The organism is Desulfocicer vacuolatum DSM 3385, assembly GCF_900176365.1.
Taxonomy (GTDB): domain Bacteria; phylum Desulfobacterota; class Desulfobacteria; order Desulfobacterales; family Desulfobacteraceae; genus Desulfocicer; species Desulfocicer vacuolatum.
On sequence record NZ_FWXY01000001.1, the window covers coordinates 254046 to 271282 of the forward strand.

A 17237-nucleotide genomic window follows, 5' to 3' on the forward strand; every position below is an offset into this window, starting at 1 on the left:
ATCATGGGGTCCCCCATTTGCGATTTACATATTTTGGGGTTGATCATAAGCTGGACCACTATACATGAGATAATATTTTATTAGCTACAAGGTTTTGTAATTACAAATATTAATTTTTACCGCCAAAATTTTATCACAAAATGGCCGATGTTATGACCAAGCCCCATATTTTTTTGTTAACAAAAAAACTTCCGGGCAACCTCAGCAGAGCCCCCCGAGGGGCAATAGGAACCGGCCAATTGAGCTGTCTACAGTTCCGGCCGGGCCCATTGCCCCTCGGGGGGACGGCATAATTCCATTTTCTGTATTCGTTGTGGCCGCCATAGCCTTATTTTGGCCCGCAACAAAGATAGGAAATGATATTTTTACACCCTTATGGGCATTTATGGAACAGTGCCATGAGCGCCCGGGCAACCTCCCCGGGGGATTTTGACGTGGTGTCCACCTGGTGATATTGCCCATATCCTTTTTTACGTTCCGCCAAAAGGGCCGTAAGCGTCTCCATGCCGTGGGCATTCTGGAGCAAGGGCCTTTTGACCCCGGTATCTCCGGAAACCCGATGCATGATCGCAACAGGATCTGCCACAAGACAAAAAACAGCACCGCTCTTTTCCAGGATATCCTTATTGGCCTTATCCAGCATCATTTTCCCCCCGGTGGAAATCACCAGACCCTGCCGGTGGGAAAGTTCCCGGGCAAGTTCGGCTTCCATGGATCGAAAAGCAGATTCTCCCCGGGTTTCAAAAATTTCTTCAATGGTGCAATGATGGCGATTCATGATTTCAATGTCGGTGTCCACAAATTCGTATTCCAGGGCCTGTGCCACAAGTTTACCCACGGTTGTCTTTCCTGTTCCCATGAAACCTGTTAAAATTATATTCTTTTTAGTTTCCATTATCTGCAAAACTCCCCATTGCCTTTAAAGACAAACCTTTGACTCAACTTTCGGGCTTCATTTCAAAGCCAGCATTTTAAAATGTACCCATGGGCTCAGTGTGCCGACGGGGTCAGGCTTTTGTTATTGATGTTATCGACCAAGGCCTTTGCCAACGAAAAAAGCCTCGATAATGTCAATAACGAAAGCCTGACCCCACCACGAAATGCGAACACCGAAAGTTGAGCCTTTGAGTTAATTCAAACCTCATCTGACCGGAATCAGTGGACAATATCATTAAAAAAGCTGTGATATCCAACCCACGGCCCGGCTTTACTCCAAGGGGGGATACCGACAACACAAAAGTTGTTATAATATTTATTATTTAAGGCTTTAGTCAAGCCATTTTTACTTGCCCTTATCTATTTTTGGTGCTAATTTTCTAACTTTCCAGCTTGCATTATGCAACCAAAGTGATTCTGTTAATCTCCACTGCTTGATGACGTTTCACAATGGACAGCAAGTTTTTGAGCCCGTATGCCCGGGATATGTCATACCCTGTGTAAACATTAATTTCTGTGTACAGGACTGTTCAATGGAAAATTCTTCTTCCTGGACATGATGTCATTAATTTACTGCGCACCGTGGACATATCGCGCATACATCATTTTTTCAAAATATTTCAAACCATTAACTAAGGGAGACTGTTTGTGAAAAAGATTTTCAGTTCTTTATGTGTTGTGGCTGTCATGTTTGCCTGTGTACCCATGGTATTTGGTCAAACCATTAAAATTGGATTTAATATTCCCCTCACAGGAGAGATTCCCAAGGTGGGTGAAGAATCCAAGTACGCCGGAGAAATGCTGTTGAACGAAATTAATGGCAATGGCGGTCTTGAAGTGGGTGGCGAAAAATACATGCTGGAGTTTGTCTACGAAGACAATGAATCCAAGGCTGAATCAGCCGTAACCGCAGCATTAAAATTAATTGAGCGGGACAAGGTCCTTGCCATTGTGGGACCAAACTCCAGTAAACAGGCCGTGCCGGCAGGGCAGGTGTGCAACGACAACCGCACCCCCATGATCTCCCCCTGGTCCACCAACCCCGACACCACCAAAGACCGTCCATGGGTGTTTCGAGCGGCCTTTCTTGATCCCTTCCAGGGACCTGTGGCCACGGATTTTGCCATTAAAACCTTTAATGCAAAAAAAGCTGCCGTTCTCTATGCCCTTGCCAATGATTACAGTAAAAACCTTGCTGAAATCTTCCAGGCAGACTTTAATAAAAAAATGGGAGAAGGGGCTGTGGTTGCCTTTGAAACCTATGGGGATAAAGACCAGGATTTCAGTGCCCAGCTCACCAAAATCCTTGCTGCAAAACCCGATTTTATCTTTCTGCCCAACAATTACAACGAAGTGGCCCTCATTGTAAAACAGGCCCATGACCTTGGCTGGAACGGCCCTTTCATGGGGGCTGATGCCTGGGGGAATTCCGAACTCATGACCCTTTGCGGGGATGACTGTAAAGGCCACTATTTTTCCACCCATTATGCCGCCGCCGGTGCCACCGGTGCCACCAAGGAATTCATTGACAAGTATACCAAACTGTACGGATACCAGCCTGCAGATGTGGCAGCCCTGACCTGGGATGCCATTAATGTGGTTCTGGCAGGCATCCAGAATGCCGGGAAAGTCACCGGTAACCTTAGAAAAGATCGTAAAAATCTCAAAAATGGTATCAGCGCCATCACAGAAGTAAAGGGCATCACCGGCAACATGAAATTTGATGAGCAGGGAGATCCCATCAAATGTGCTGTTGTGGTTAAAATAAGTGACACAGGTGAATTTGAATTCACGGAGTCTGTCTGTCCATAAAAATTGGGGTAATTCCCCGAACTAAAGACTCCGGGGGGGCTTGCCTATTTTTATAACTGCACGGCGGACCGTTCCTTAATCCGATTTTGCCCGTGGCGGTTTTTATATGAAATACTCCGCAACCCCGGGGAGTATTTCTAACTTTGTTGTGGGCGGAACCCAATCAGAATACGGTCTGCCCACGGCAGTTATAAAAAAAGGATATTCCCGTGTTTGACAGTATCTTTCAAAACCTATTCAATGCACTGCAATGGGGCAGTTTTTACTCCCTCATCGCCCTGGGGTACACCCTGGTTTACGGAGTGCTCCGATTGATCAACTTTGCCCATGGAGATATTTTCATGGTGGGGGCTTATATTGCCTTTTTCCTTTCGATCTTCTTTTTTAAAGGAGACCTGGCCCTCTCCGGCAGCACCACCCTTGTCCTTGTCATCCCCTTAACCATGATTCTCACCTCCATCTGCGGGGTGACCCTGGAACGTATTGCCTACCGCCCCCTGCGACGCAAGGGTGCCAACCGACTCTACGTGGTGATCACCGCCCTGATGTGCGGCTTGATTCTGGAAAACGGCAACCTTGCCTTTCTCGGGGCCAGCCGGAAAAGTTTTCCCGAACTCATAGACAAGGTGGTCTATCAATTCGGTCCCATCAGCATGACCAACCTGAAAATCGGGGTGGTACTCTCCTCCATCATTGTCTTTTTCATCCTCAATGCCTTTATCACAAAAACCAAAATCGGCATGGCCATGCGGGCCATCTCCTATGATAAATTTGCCATTCCCCTCATGGGCATTCCCATAGACACCATCATTGTGGTCACCTTTGTCCTGGGCTCATCCCTGGCCGGGCTTGCCGGTATTCTCTTTGCCATGTCCTACCCGGTGCTGGACCCGTTCATGGGGGCACTCATTGGGTGGAAGGCCTTTATTGCCGCCGTGGTGGGAGGCATCGGAGATATAAAAGGGGCCTTTGTGGGCGGATTTTTATTGGGGATTGTGGAAATCATGGCTGTGGCGGTGTTTCCCTCCACCTTCAGGGATCTCATTGCCTTTTCCATTCTTCTGATGATTCTGGTGGTAAAACCCACCGGCCTTTTCGGCATTGCAAAATCAACCAAAATATAGGGTTCTCACATGAAAAAGTTATCCATACCCCTTCTGCTGGCCCTCATTGCCGTGGGAACTGTGCTGGCAGCCCATTTTGAGCTGCTGGATCTTTACATACAAACGGTGATCATGTTTGTGGGCGTTAATATCATTTTGTCTTCCAGTTTTAACATCATCAACGGCTACATGGGAGAATTTGCCTGTGGCCACGCCGGATTCATGGCCGTGGGAGCCTATGTCACCTCGGTGCTAAACCTCATGCTGTTTACCAAAAGCAAGGCCTTTGGCCCTCCATTGCTTTCCCCGGACCTTGCGCTGTACTTCTTTCCGGTGACGCTGATACTGGGCGGTATTGCCGCTGCCATTACCGGGCTTATTGTGGCGGTGCCCTCTTTTAAAACAAGGGACGATTATCTGGCCATCATCACCCTTGCCGCCAATTTCATCATTGTCAGCCTTTTCATCAACATGGATATTGTGGGGGGTGCCCGGGGGCTCATGGGAATGAAACAAATTATATTTGCCATGGAAGACATTGTCTTTATCCCCTGGATGCTCATATGGGTGTTTACCTTTACCTATCTCACCGTCTTCATCATCCGGCGCTTTGTCACCTCCACCTATGGCAAGGGTATTATTGCCATCCACCAGGATGAAATCGCCGCAGAAATCATGAGTGTCAACACCGATAAGATGAAACTTGTGGCCTTTATGCTCTCCTCGGGCCTTGCCGGTGTTGCCGGAGGTTTATTTGCCCACATATTAGGATACATCAACCCCAACTCCTTTGGTATTTTAAAATCCACGGAATGTCTGGTCATGGTGTACATGGGCGGCATGGGTTCCCTGAGCGGTTCCATCATTGCGGCCATCCTCTTTACCCTGCTCATTGAAGGATTACGGTTCATCATCCCGGCAGCCGATACCCTGATCCACTATCTTCCCTTGATCCCGGACACCTTTCATTTAAGCCAGGTATTAAAATGGGTAATTATTCCCCTGATCCTGGTGATTCTCATGCAATTCAGACCCGAAGGCATCATGGGAAACAGGGAGCTGTCTGATTTTTTTCCAAAACTCAAGCGATTCTATGTTTTTAAATAGCCGCCGCGGCATGGCAAAAAACATGGTAAACAGCCCATTAAGCACTCAAGCGGAACCACGCATCTTGGGAATTTTTCAACGGAGAGATGATTTATGTCTTTACTTAAAATAGAGGGTCTAACCCAGAAATTCGGAGGGTTAACCGCTGTATCTGATTTTTCAACACATTTCCAGGGTAATGAACTCATGGGACTTATCGGCCCCAACGGTGCCGGGAAAACCACTGTTTTTAATATTGTGTCAGGTTTTTACACCCCCACCCGGGGCAACATTATTTTTAAAGACAAACCCATCAACGGCCTTAAACCCCACGTGGTGACAGGCATGGGTATTGCCAGAACCTTCCAGAATATTCGTCTGTGGCATGACATGTCCCTTTTGGACAATATTCTTATTTCCCAGCACCACAACCTTGGCTACACCTTGCTTGATTCTTTTTTGCGAAACAAACGATATGTGGACAATGAGCACCGCATGCGCACCATTGCCATGGATCTTCTGGAACAACTTGATCTTATTCAATTTAAAGATGAAAGGCCTGGGAACCTGCCCTATGGGGTCCAGCGAAAAATTGAAATTGCCAGGGCCTTGTCTGTTAAACCGGATCTGCTGCTGTTGGATGAACCGGCAGCCGGACTGAATTCAGCAGATGTCCAGGATCTGATAAAGCTCATTGCCTGGATTCACAAGGAGTTTAATATTGCCATCTGGATGATAGAGCATCAAATGGCTGTGGTCATGTCTCTTTGCTCATGGATACAGGTGATTGATTTCGGGAAAACCATTGCCCAGGGCACCCCCGAAGAGATCCAGAGCAATCCGGCGGTTATTAAAGCATATCTGGGGGATGATAATATCTGATGTTACTTGAAATCAAAAATTTATATGTTAAATACGGCAATATCGAAGCCCTGCACGGCATCTCCTTCACTGTGGACAAGGGTGAAATAGTCACCCTCATCGGCTCCAACGGGGCGGGCAAAACCACCACCCTCCACGCCATCACCCGGGTGCCCCCTCCCGAGGGCTCCAAGGTGAGCGGAGGGGATATCCTTTACGATGGAAAAAGCATTCTCAATGTGTCGGCCCACTCCATTGTGGCAGACTATCACATTGCCCTGGCCCCGGAAGGACGTCATATTTTTGGAAACCTCACCGTGGAAGAGAACCTGAAACTTGCCACCTATTCCCGAAAGGATGATGCGGCCAGAAAAAAGGATTATGAACGGGTCTATGATCTGTTTCCCAAAATGGCAGAACGGCGATATCAACGGAGCGAAACCCTGAGCGGCGGCGAACAGCAGATGCTTTCGGTGAGCCGGGCCATTATGACGGCCTGTGATTTTATTCTGTTGGATGAACCCTCCATGGGATTGTCTCCCCTTCTTATGTATGATATGTTCAGGGTGTTGAAAAAGCTCAATGAAGAGGGAATGACCATCCTGCTCATTGAACAGAATGCCAACCTTGCCCTGAAGTTTGCCCACCGGGGATATGTCCTGGACACCGGAGAAATTGTGGCCCGGGGCTCAGCCAAAGACCTTCTAAACAACCCGGATGTTAAAAAAGCATACCTGGGTGGATAAAACCTATGAAATTCAGACCCTGTATTGACTTGAAAAACGGCAAAGTGGTTCAAATTGTGGGGGGAACCCTTAATGATGATCAGGATAAGGCCCCTGTCACCAATTTTGAAACCGAAAAAACCCCGGGGGCCTTTGCACAATTATACAAAAAAGACCGACTCCACGGGGGACATGTGATTGCACTGGGCCCAGGAAACCATGATGCCGCCATATCCGCCCTTAAGGCCTTCCCCGGAGGACTGCACATGGGGGGCGGCATTACCCCGGACAATGCCTTTGACTACCTTGATGCCGGGGCCAGCCATGTCATTGTCACTTCCCATGTTTTTTCCAGGGGGAAACTTGACATGGACAAACTTGACACCCTGGTAAAAAAAGTGGGAAAAAAACGCCTGGTGCTGGATCTGAGCTGTAGGAAAAAGGACGGACAGTTCTTTATTGTCACCGACCGCTGGCAGACCTTTACCCGTGTGCCTGTCACCGAAAAAACCCTTGCCGATCTTTCAGCCCACTGTGATGAATTTCTCATCCACGGGGTGGACGTGGAGGGGAAAATGGCAGGCATACAAACCGAACTTGTTGAGATACTGGGGAAATATTCCCCCATCCCAGCCACCTATGCCGGGGGAGCCGGTGAATTTTCCGATCTTGAGCGGGTAAAAAAACTGGGCAAAAACCGGGTGGATCTCACCATTGGCAGTGCCCTTGATATTTTTGGGGGCAGCATACCCTATGCCGATGTGGTGGCATGGCACAATGCCTGTGCTGAATAACTGCCACAGGCAGGCCGTATTTTGATCCGATTCCACCCACAATAAAGCTTGAAATACATCCCTGATTTGCGGGATGTTTCATATAAAACGGGCATGTCCTGCCCACACAGCAAATATAGGGTCGTAGACGCGGAGCCAAATGGTATTATACCGCCGCCCCCCCGATGGGCAATGGGCCCGGACCGGAACTGTAGACAGCTCAATTGTCCGGTTCCTATTGCCCATCGGGGGGCCGGCTCTGCTGAGGTTACTCGGAAATTTTATTTTCTAATAACCGCCACAGGCGGACCGTATTCTGATCCCGTTCCGCCCACAACAAAAGTTGAAATACTCCCCGGATTTGCGGAGTATTTTTATATAAAACATACATGGCTGTAACCACCAACCACAACGAACAATGAAAAAGTAGTTGCAATGAACACCCAGTACCTGCTTTTTCATACAAAAAAAACACCAATGTCCAAGGATATATATATCAAAATGGAAACAACCGATAGCATGGATGCCCCAAGCAGAACCAAAAAGAAAAAAAACGCCGAGGCCCTTCAAAAAATTGGCGTGGCCCTGGTGGAACTTCCGGAAAAAGAGCTCAAAAGCCTGGATATTCCCGGGGAGCTGAAAACGGCTGTACTGGAGGCCAAGGCCATGACAAAACACGGCTCCAGAAGGCGTCAGCTCCAGTATATCGGTTCTTTGATGCGCAACCTTGATCCGGAACCCATACAAATGGCCGTGGAGCATCTTTCCCTGGACAGGGCAAAGGCGGCCCATCAATTCCAGAAAATGGAAGCCTGGCGGGATCACCTGATATCCTCGGACAGCAAAGAACACACACCGAAAGATTTTATAAGCGCCTTTCCCCACACAGATCGCCAGCGGCTGGGGCAGCTCATCCGCAATGCTGCAAATGCCAGGGATGAAAAAAAAAGAACCAAGGCATCCCGGACATTGTTTCGGTATATCCGTGAGGTCATGGAAGACACCGGGGAGCCTGCCCACTGATGTTTCTGCCCACCACAAAAAAAGAGTGCAGGGAACGGGGCTGGAGACAGCTGGATGTGATCATTGTAACCGGTGACAGTTACATTGATTCTGCCTTTATCGGGGCTGCCGTCATTGGCAAAACCCTTACAAAAATGGGGTTTAAAGTGGGAATCATTGCCCAGCCGGACATGGATTCACCCGGGGATATTACTCGCCTGGGGGAACCAAAACTTTTCTGGGGTATCACCGCCGGGGCCGTGGATTCCATGGTATCCAACTACACTGCCACAAAAAAGCGAAGAAAAAAAGACGATTACACCCCCGGCGGCATCAACAACCGCCGCCCGGACCGGGCCGTCATTGCCTACACCAATCTAATTAAACACTATTTTAAAGGAACCTGCCCCATTGTCCTGGGGGGCATGGAAGCAAGCCTGCGCCGGGTGGCCCACTATGATTTTTGGAGCAATAAAATCAGGCGCTCCATCCTTTTTGATGCCAAAGCAGATTATCTCATCTACGGCATGGGAGAAAACAGTGTAATGGCCCTGGCCAAAGCCCTTCATCGCCATGATAAAGCCCCCTGCCCGGACACACTTCAACGGGACATATCTAAAATAAAAGGGCTTTGCCATATTTCCAGAACCCCTGTACCCGGCTATAAAGAACTGCCATCCTTTGATAGGGTTAAAAAAGATCCAAAAGCCTTTATCCAGAGCTTCCATGATTTTTACCAAAACAATGATGCGCTCACTGCCACAGGGATTATCCAGAAACAGGATGCCAGATATCTGGTGCAAAATCCCCCCTGGCCGGTGCCGGACACGGCAGAGATGGACCGCATCCACGACCTTGACTTTGAAAGGGAGCTTCATCCCTATTATGAAAAAATGGGACATGTAAAAGCCCTGGACACCATCCGTTTTTCTGTTTCCACCCATCGGGGATGTTATGGTGAATGTAATTTCTGCGCCATTGCCCTCCATGAAGGACGTACGGTGCGCTGGCGAAGCCAGGATGCCATTGTGAAAGAGGTGGAAAAAATGACAGCCCACCCCAAATTCAAAGGCAACATCTCCGATGTGGGAGGCCCCACAGCCAACATGTATGGGTTTGAATGCAAAAAGAAACGAACAAAGGGCCCCTGCCGGGACAAACGCTGTCTTTTCCCAGCCACCTGCAACAGTCTTATGCCCGACCATGCCAACCAGATATCTCTTTTAAAACGCATCAAGGCTGTAAAGGGTGTTAAAAAAGTATTTGTGGCGTCGGGTATCAGGTATGATCTGATCCTGGCAGATAAAAAACACGGACAGCAATACCTTGGACAAATTGTTAAGGATCATGTGTCCGGTCAGATGAAAATTGCACCGGAACACACGGAAAAAGGCGTTCTTGAACTCATGGGCAAACCCGGTGAAACAAAAGCCCTTGTGGCGTTTAAAAACCGCTTTGACACCCTGTCCAAAAAGGCAGATAAAAAACAATTTCTCACCTACTACTTCATGGCTGCCCACCCGGGTTGCCAAAAAAAAGACATGGGCGCTCTGCGACAATTTGTGCAAAAAGAGCTTGGCATACACCCCGAACAGGTCCAGATTTTCACCCCCACCCCTTCCACCTATGCCACCTTAATGTACGTCACAGGCTTTAATCCCTTTTCCATGGAAAAAATTTTTGTGGAAAAAAATGTCCCGGAAAAAGAGAAACAAAAACAAATGATCACAGGTTTTGGAAAAACCGCCCCAAAACGTCATGGAAAAGCAGCAGGCTCCAAACCCTGCCATAAAAAGATAAACAACCGGTGTGCCCCCCACTGCCATGGCAAAAGAAGAGATCGTGCCTCCAGTCCGGGAAACAAAAGATCATGACCCTATTTCATTCCATACGCACAAAACTTGCGCTGTCAGCCTTTTTGATTGTTTCTTTATCCATTGGAATGATCACGGCCACAGCCACCTGGAAAATCCGTGAAACCACACTGTTAAACAGCCAGCAGGAAACCCGGCTTTTTCTAAAAAAGAACAGCCAGGAAATCCATGAAAAAATACAGGATGCCATTCAACTGAACCACATCCTTGCCCAGTACATCGCCGCCACCCACCACCAATGGCAAAAAACTATTTTTCTCAACAATATTTTAAAAAACAGTCACATCGCCGGTATTAAAAGCATTTTCATCATCCCTTCCGCCAAAAAAGACACCCGACGTCTCAACGATGAACTCATTCAATTCTGGCAAACCACCCCCACAGGGGAAACCAGCAGCACATTTTTTGACCCGTCCCAGATTCCCGAGGTCATGAAAAGTGCCATGCAGGCCAAAATATCAGCTAAGACCATTATTTCAACCCCCTATCGCGATCCATCGGAAATGACGGACACCCTGTTGTGCGCCATTGTAACCCCGGTGTTCCGGCACAAAAAATTCCAGGGCACCACCTGTGTGGAGCTTTCCATCAAAGAGATATGCAAACCCATCATCGATAACTTGAACAATTTTTCCCTGGCAAAAGAGATCTCCCAGATGGATCTTTTCACCGACAGCGGAGCCCTTGTGTGGCAGTTAAAAACCGCTTCGATTCAAGGTAACCAAGCCATGCCCCTTGAAGCGCAACACATTGAGCCCAGTCCCTTGCATGGCACCGAAAAAATAGGTCAATCCCAGATCATCACCATGATAATTCAAGGTAAAAAAGAGATCGGCACCCACATTCCCATCCATTTCAAAAACTCAGAAAGCATCTGGTCCATTGGCCTGAGAATACCCTTTACAGCAGCCACAAAAAATGCTGATAAACAGATGCGCACCCAAGCCCTGTTGGGCCTTCTGATCTCCCTTATCACCCTTCTGGTGGTAATGGTTCTTTCACGGAGGCTCACAGAACCTCTTCTGGATCTGTCCCGGGCCGCGACCCAGATCTCCCGGGGAAATTACAATCACCCCATCACTCCCCGGGGGGCAGGGGAAATAAGGGAGCTGTGCCGGGCCTTCAGGGATATGATTACCCAGGTACAACAGAGCCGTCAACATCTCCAGAGCTCCATTGAGGCGTTGAAAATCATCATTGAAAAGGTTCCCTTTGGCATGATCCTCATTGATGGTGATCACCGGATAAAAAGCGTCAACAGAGAAGCCCTTGCCATTTGTGGAAAAACCGAAGAAGAGACCCTGGGGCAACCTTGCTACCACCATTTCTGCATTGATCCCACCCCCAGATGTCCCATTAAAAGAACCGGAATTCATCCTGAAAATCAGGAAATGCTTCTTAAGCAGAAAAACGGACAATTTATTCCAGTACTCACCACGGTAATCCCCGCCAGGCTCTACGGGGAGGAGATGCTCATCAAAGCCATCATTGATATCTCTGAAATAAAGAAAAAAGAAGAAGAGCTGAAACGGGCCAAAATCGCCGCCGAACAGGCATCCCGGGCCAGGAGCGAGTTTCTGGCAAACATGAGTCATGAAATAAGAACCCCCATGAACGGCATCATCGGCATGGGAGAACTTTTGTGTGAAACCCCTTTAAACCACGAACAAAAGGAGTATGCCCAGGCCATTTCCACCAGTGCAGACGCCCTGCTGGTGATCCTCAACGATATCCTGGACTTTTCCAAAATAGAAGCCGGTAAAATTGACATTGAGCACATCGACTGCAACCTTGCCGTGATTATTGAAGGCGTTGCCGATATTTTATCCCATAAAAGCAATGAAAAGGGCATTGAATTCATCTGCATGGTTGACAATGACATCCCCGATTTTGTCAAGGGAGACCCGGGGAGACTACGCCAGATATTGATGAACCTTGGGGGGAATGCCCTTAAATTCACAGAAAAAGGGGAGGTGGTGATCCAGGCAAAGCTTGAGAGCATCACAGACCACACCACCACAGTGAAATTCACCGTAAAAGACACCGGAATTGGCATCTCCAAAGAAAAAGTGGGACAATTGTTTGAAAAATTCACCCAGGCTGATGCCTCCACCACCCGAAAATATGGTGGCACCGGCCTGGGGCTTGCCATTTCAAAACAACTCACCGGCCTCATGAATGGAGAGATGGGAGTCACCTCATCCCCGGGTCACGGTTCCACATTCTGGTTCACCATCCCCTTTGGAAAAAGCACAACCCCCCTCAACCCTGCCCACCAGGCATCTCTTGGCACTTCCCTTTTAAATAAAACTGTTTTGATCATTGATGACAATGCAACCAACCGCACGGTGATACAAAAATATCTTGCCCCATATCATTGTCAAATCCTTGAAGCCGATTGTGCCGCTGCCTGCCTTAAAATTTTAAATTCCCCTCCCCCAACGCCCATTGATCTGGCATTGGTGGATTTCATGATGCCCGGAATGAACGGTATTGACCTTGGGTTCACCATCCGACAAAGAAAACAATTTGATCCCATGGTGCTGGTGATGCTCACCTCTGCAGCCATGCGGGGGGATGCCCAAAAAGCCGGAGATGCGGGATTTGATGCCTACCTTACCAAACCCATCAAAAAAGAGGCCCTGCTCAAGTGCCTGGGCACCCTTCTTCATCCAAAGGCCAAAAGACGTCCGGATATACTGCTGACAAAGTACAACTTCACCCGGGAAGATCACCCCGGGGAACGAAGGCAGGCGCCCCCTCCCAGGGGGGGGAATTTAAAAATTTTAATTGCAGACGACAATAGAATGAACCTCATGGTTGTGGAAAAAATGATCAACAAAATGGGGCACACCCCCATTAAAACCATGAATGGAAAAGAGGCTGTAACGGCCCACCTGGAAATGGCGCCGGATATTATTCTCATGGACATAAATATGCCGGAAATGGACGGCCTTGAAGCAACAGCCCTGATTCGGAAAAACGAAGCTCAGCACAATAAAAAACCCACCCCCATCATTGCCTTGACCGCCAACGCCCTGAAAGGAGATCGGGAACATTTCCTGGCCAACGGCATGGATGACTACCTGGCAAAACCCATGAAAAAACAGGATCTTGAAACCATGCTGACCCGTTACAGTAATATCAAAGCCACGGCCAGCCGCCCCCCCCATGGGCCAGACAAAACAAAAAAACCATGACAAACTTTCCATTCACAGAAAAAAAATTTCACACCCTTTCCCCCACGGGAAAACACCGCTGGATCATTAAATGGCTGTCAACATTTTATCATGGGTTAACCACCAACCGTGTATCCCCGGCGGAATGCACCTCAATTGCCCACCAATACACCACTGTTAGAAAATGGATGGGATTTGAGTCATTGGACTTCCCGGATGTCATGGAAAAAAGGGAATGGATGGAGTTCATATCCAATGCCATCCATCTTCATCGCATGCACATGGGACTGTCTCCCCGGGACCATGATCTGCTGCCCAATGTACGCACCGGGGATAAAAAAAAAGAATCCGTCCTACCTGCCTTCCATTACCACATGGCCCTGGATGGCCTGCGAAGCCTTTTTAATGTGGGGGGTATTTTTCGTACCTGTGATGCCGGGGGATTTCAAGGCCTTATTCTGGGCAATATCCCCAAAGGAGACCACCCCACCATCCGGAAAACCTCCATGGGCACCTCGGCCTGGATGCCCCATTGCACCACCCCGGACCTTGCAGGGGAGCTCCTGGAGATGAAAAAAAAGGGCTTTTCCATCATTGGCATTGAAACCACAGAAAACTCTTCTTCCCATGCTGCATATGCATGGCCCCAAAAAGCGATCATTGTTCTTGGCAATGAAGAGTACGGTATCTCCTCCCATGTATTACGGGTGTGCGATGCCTTTGTGCACATCCCCATGCTGGGACGAAAAAATTCCATCAATGTGGTCAGTGCCGCATCGGTGATTGTCTTTCACATCGGTGCATTCTTTAACCGGCCCGGATGAACAAAAAAACACCCAAAACGACATCCCTTTATTGATTTCGTAATTTCACACGCCATTGCCAAAAACCAACCCGAAAAAATGTAATTTTATCTTGCTTTATAATTGGCTCTCGGGTTATACTTTGTGGTTATCTTAGCTTCCCTTAAAACCACTTGATACTCTTTAAATATCTCTGTTAATTTTTCAAGGCTTGCCTGGAAAATACCAACTGGTTTTGGGCAACGGCGGATGCCTTTATTTTAATAACATTTTCGTGTGAACACCTCTTTTGCAACGTCAATGGCAAAACAACACAAGGAGAACCCCATGAAAAAAAGAGCGGTATTGAGTCTACTTGTTATTTTACTGGTCTGGTTTGCGCCCATGGCGGCACCGGCTGCGGATAATATATTGGTGGGTATTTCAAAAATTGTGGCCCACCCGGCCCTGGATGCCCTGGAGCAGGGGGTTCAAGATGGCATAAAGGAAAAATTTCCCCAGGCCGTATTTGACCTTCAAAATGCCAATGGAGAACTTTCCACCGCCGCATCCATTGCCCAGAAATTCAAGGCAGAACAGGTCTCCCTGGCTGTTGGCATTGCCACTCCCACAGCCCAGGCCCTGGTGGGAGCCATCAAAGACAGACCCGTACTGTTCTGTGCCGTCACCGACCCTGAGGGGGCAGGCCTTGTGGCCTCGGTTCACAAGGGAGAAAAATATGTCACCGGCACATCGGACATGACTCCGGTAAAAGAGCAAATTGCCCTGCTCAACCGCATTAAACCCATCAAAAAACTGGGGCATGTCTATTGCAGCAACGAAGCCAATGCTGTCACCCTGGCCGCCATTGCAAGGCAGGTGTGCAAAGAGATGGGCATCATTTTTATTGAAACCACGGTGACCAACTCCGCCGAGGTTAAACAGGCAGTGCAGACCATTGCCTCCCGGGTGGACGGCATCTATCTGAGCAATGACAACACCATTTTTTCCGCCCTGGGTGCTGTCACCGAAGTGGCCATGAAATATGGTATCCCGGTGATGTCCGCCGACCCAAGTTCTGCCGTGGACAATGATGTCCTTGCTGCCTGGGGATTTGATTATTATAAAATGGGGGAAAAAACCGGGCATATTGCCGCTGATATTCTCAAGGGAGCCTCCCCCGTGGATATTCCCACGGTGTACATGACCGATCCTTCGGATGTGGATATTCTGTTAAACATGGACGTGGCCAAAAAACTGGGGCTGAGCTTCCCCGATGATATAAAAGCCACGGCCAATAAAATCATTGAAAACGGTAAACTGACAGAACCGCTTAAAAAATAATCAGGAGTCACACAACAACCAATGATTGAAGGTATATTTGTTGAAGGATTGATCTATTCTATCATGGCATTGGGGGTGTTTTTCACCTTCAGAATCCTTGATTTTCCAGATCTCACAGTGGATGGTTCATTTCCCATGGGGGCGGTGATCATGGCGGCCTGTCTCCACGGCGGCATCCATCCCCTCACCGGGCTGCTGCTCTCCTTTTGCGGCGGGCTGACAGCCGGCGCTGTCACGGCAGCCATCCACAACAAACTCAAAGTACCCCATCTGCTGGCCGGAATTCTCACCATGACCATGCTCTATTCGGTGAACATCCGCATCCTTTCCAATCGGGCCAATCTGCCCCTGTTACGGGTGGAAACCCTTCTCACCCGGGTCCATGACTACACCCGGGAATTTATCCCCCCGGAATATGCCTCCCTTTTATTTTTCATCCTGGTGGTATTTATTATTAAAAAATTGCTGGATCTTTTTTTCATCACCGACATGGGACTTGTATTTGGTGCCCTTGGAAACAATGAACAGATGGTCAGGGTCCAGGGCATCAATCCTGCCACCCTGAAACTCATTGGTGTGGGGCTTTCCAACGGCCTTGTGGCCCTGTCCGGTGCCTTTGCCGCCCAATACCAGGGATTTGCCGACATTAACCTGGGCCAGGGCATTGTGGTCACAGGCCTTGCCTCTGTGATGCTTGGGGAATTTTTATTAAAATCAAACAAAATATCTGTCCTGACCCTGCGGGTGATCCTGGGAACCATTTTGTTCAAGGCCATCATGTATCTGGGGCGGTATTACGGCTATTATATCAACATGACCCCCAATGATCTGAAACTCATTGCCGGTATTCTGATCATCCTTTCCCTTGGGGCCACCAACTTCAAGGGCATTAAAAAGGGGAGCAGATCATGATTACACTTAAGTGTCTTACCAAAACCTTTAACAGGGACAGCGCCAGCGAAAAACAGGTGATCAAATCCATTGATATTCATGTGAACCCCGGGGATTTCATCACAGTGATCGGCAGCAACGGTGCCGGAAAGACCACCCTGTTCAATCTCATTTCCGGGGCCATATCCCCCACCTCCGGCAGCATCCTGATCCGTGGCAATGATGTCACAACCCTGCCCGAATACCTCCGGGCCAAAAACATCGGCCGCATATTCCAGGACCCCCTGGCCGGCACCGCCTCCAACATGACCCTGGAGGACAACATGATGATCACCTGTAAAAAGGGGTTCAAATGGCCAGTGATCAGCCTGAACAAAAAAATGCGGCAATTTTTTCAAAAAGAAGTCACCTGCCTGGACATGGGGCTGGAGTCCCGCATGAAGGAAAATGTCAGTACCCTTTCCGGGGGACAGCGCCAGGCATTGACCCTTCTCATGACCGTGTTGTCCCGTCCGGACATTTTATTGCTTGATGAACACACGGCAGCCCTTGACCCAAGGAATGCCACCATGGTAATGGCACTGACCCGACGGTTCATCATCGAAAAGAAACTGACCTCCCTTATGATCACCCACAACATGGGGCATGCCATTGAATTTGGAAATCGACTGATTATGATGGACGGGGGGGAAATTATAATTGATGTACAAGGGGACACCAAAAAATCGCTGACCATTCCAAAACTCATCGATATGTTTGGTTCCATCCGAAATAAAACCTTTGAAAATGACGAGGTCCTCCTCACAACTTGAAAAATCCGGGTTTAAACAACCCGTTTTTCCATACTTGAATTAAAGGATTAAACGCAC

Annotated in this window: 14 protein-coding genes; 13 read left to right on the forward strand and 1 reads right to left on the reverse strand. The window is 48.4% G+C overall.

Translation table 11 applies throughout. The annotated features are described in order from the left end of the window. Positions 1–373: 373 nt before the first annotated feature. A complete protein-coding gene (locus B9A32_RS01215; RefSeq protein WP_084066542.1) occupies positions 374–895 on the reverse strand; it encodes a shikimate kinase in 522 nt (173 codons plus the stop codon). Between the two features lie 689 nt (positions 896–1584). Here B9A32_RS01215 and B9A32_RS01220 point away from each other — a divergent pair. From B9A32_RS01220 to B9A32_RS01280, 13 genes are all read left to right on the forward strand, one after another. Further along, positions 1585–2748 carry an ABC transporter substrate-binding protein gene (locus tag B9A32_RS01220; protein ID WP_084066543.1) on the forward strand — a complete coding sequence of 388 codons (1164 nt, stop codon included), beginning with the start codon at positions 1585–1587 and terminating at the stop codon, positions 2746–2748. Between the two features lie 209 nt (positions 2749–2957). Further along, a complete protein-coding gene (locus B9A32_RS01225) occupies positions 2958–3872 on the forward strand; it encodes a branched-chain amino acid ABC transporter permease (protein WP_084066544.1) in 915 nt (304 codons plus the stop codon). 9 nt (positions 3873–3881) lie between these two features. Continuing rightward, on the forward strand, positions 3882–4958 hold the full coding sequence (locus B9A32_RS01230; RefSeq protein ID WP_084066545.1) for a branched-chain amino acid ABC transporter permease: 1077 nt from the start codon (positions 3882–3884) through the stop codon (positions 4956–4958). Positions 4959–5051: 93 nt separating this feature from the next. Continuing rightward, on the forward strand, positions 5052–5819 hold the full coding sequence (locus B9A32_RS01235) for an ABC transporter ATP-binding protein (protein ID WP_084066546.1): 768 nt from the start codon (positions 5052–5054) through the stop codon (positions 5817–5819). Next, positions 5819–6544, forward strand: a complete 726-nt coding sequence (locus tag B9A32_RS01240; protein WP_084066547.1) for an ABC transporter ATP-binding protein — start codon at positions 5819–5821, stop codon at positions 6542–6544. Before B9A32_RS01235 ends, B9A32_RS01240 begins: the two co-directional genes overlap by 1 nt. Before the next feature lie 5 nt (positions 6545–6549). After that, complete coding sequence (gene hisA, locus B9A32_RS01245) at positions 6550–7317, forward strand: phosphoribosylformimino-5-aminoimidazole carboxamide ribotide isomerase (RefSeq protein WP_084066548.1); 768 nt, start codon at positions 6550–6552, stop codon at positions 7315–7317. Positions 7318–7797: 480 nt separating this feature from the next. Continuing rightward, entirely contained in the window at positions 7798–8319 is a 522-nt protein-coding gene (gene yjgA / locus B9A32_RS01250) for a ribosome biogenesis factor YjgA (protein ID WP_170923649.1), read from the forward strand. Further along, the gene (locus tag B9A32_RS01255; protein ID WP_084066550.1) at positions 8319–10172 is read left to right on the forward strand and encodes a YgiQ family radical SAM protein; all 1854 of its coding nucleotides are present in this window, start codon (positions 8319–8321) and stop codon (positions 10170–10172) included. Before yjgA ends, B9A32_RS01255 begins: the two co-directional genes overlap by 1 nt. Beyond that, complete coding sequence (locus B9A32_RS01260; RefSeq protein ID WP_084066551.1) at positions 10169–13372, forward strand: response regulator; 3204 nt, start codon at positions 10169–10171, stop codon at positions 13370–13372. The genes B9A32_RS01255 and B9A32_RS01260 overlap by 4 nt, the downstream gene beginning before the upstream one ends. Beyond that, positions 13369–14175, forward strand: coding sequence for a TrmH family RNA methyltransferase (locus B9A32_RS01265; protein ID WP_084066552.1), 807 nt, complete (start codon positions 13369–13371; stop codon positions 14173–14175). The genes B9A32_RS01260 and B9A32_RS01265 overlap by 4 nt, the downstream gene beginning before the upstream one ends. Before the next feature lie 306 nt (positions 14176–14481). Continuing rightward, positions 14482–15477 (forward strand): ABC transporter substrate-binding protein, encoded by a 996-nt coding sequence (locus tag B9A32_RS01270; protein WP_084066553.1) that lies wholly within the window; start codon positions 14482–14484, stop codon positions 15475–15477. 21 nt (positions 15478–15498) lie between these two features. Beyond that, complete coding sequence (locus B9A32_RS01275) at positions 15499–16389, forward strand: ABC transporter permease (protein WP_084066554.1); 891 nt, start codon at positions 15499–15501, stop codon at positions 16387–16389. Then, positions 16386–17180 (forward strand): ABC transporter ATP-binding protein, encoded by a 795-nt coding sequence (locus B9A32_RS01280; RefSeq protein ID WP_084066555.1) that lies wholly within the window; start codon positions 16386–16388, stop codon positions 17178–17180. The genes B9A32_RS01275 and B9A32_RS01280 overlap by 4 nt, the downstream gene beginning before the upstream one ends. Positions 17181–17237: the final 57 nt, after the last annotated feature.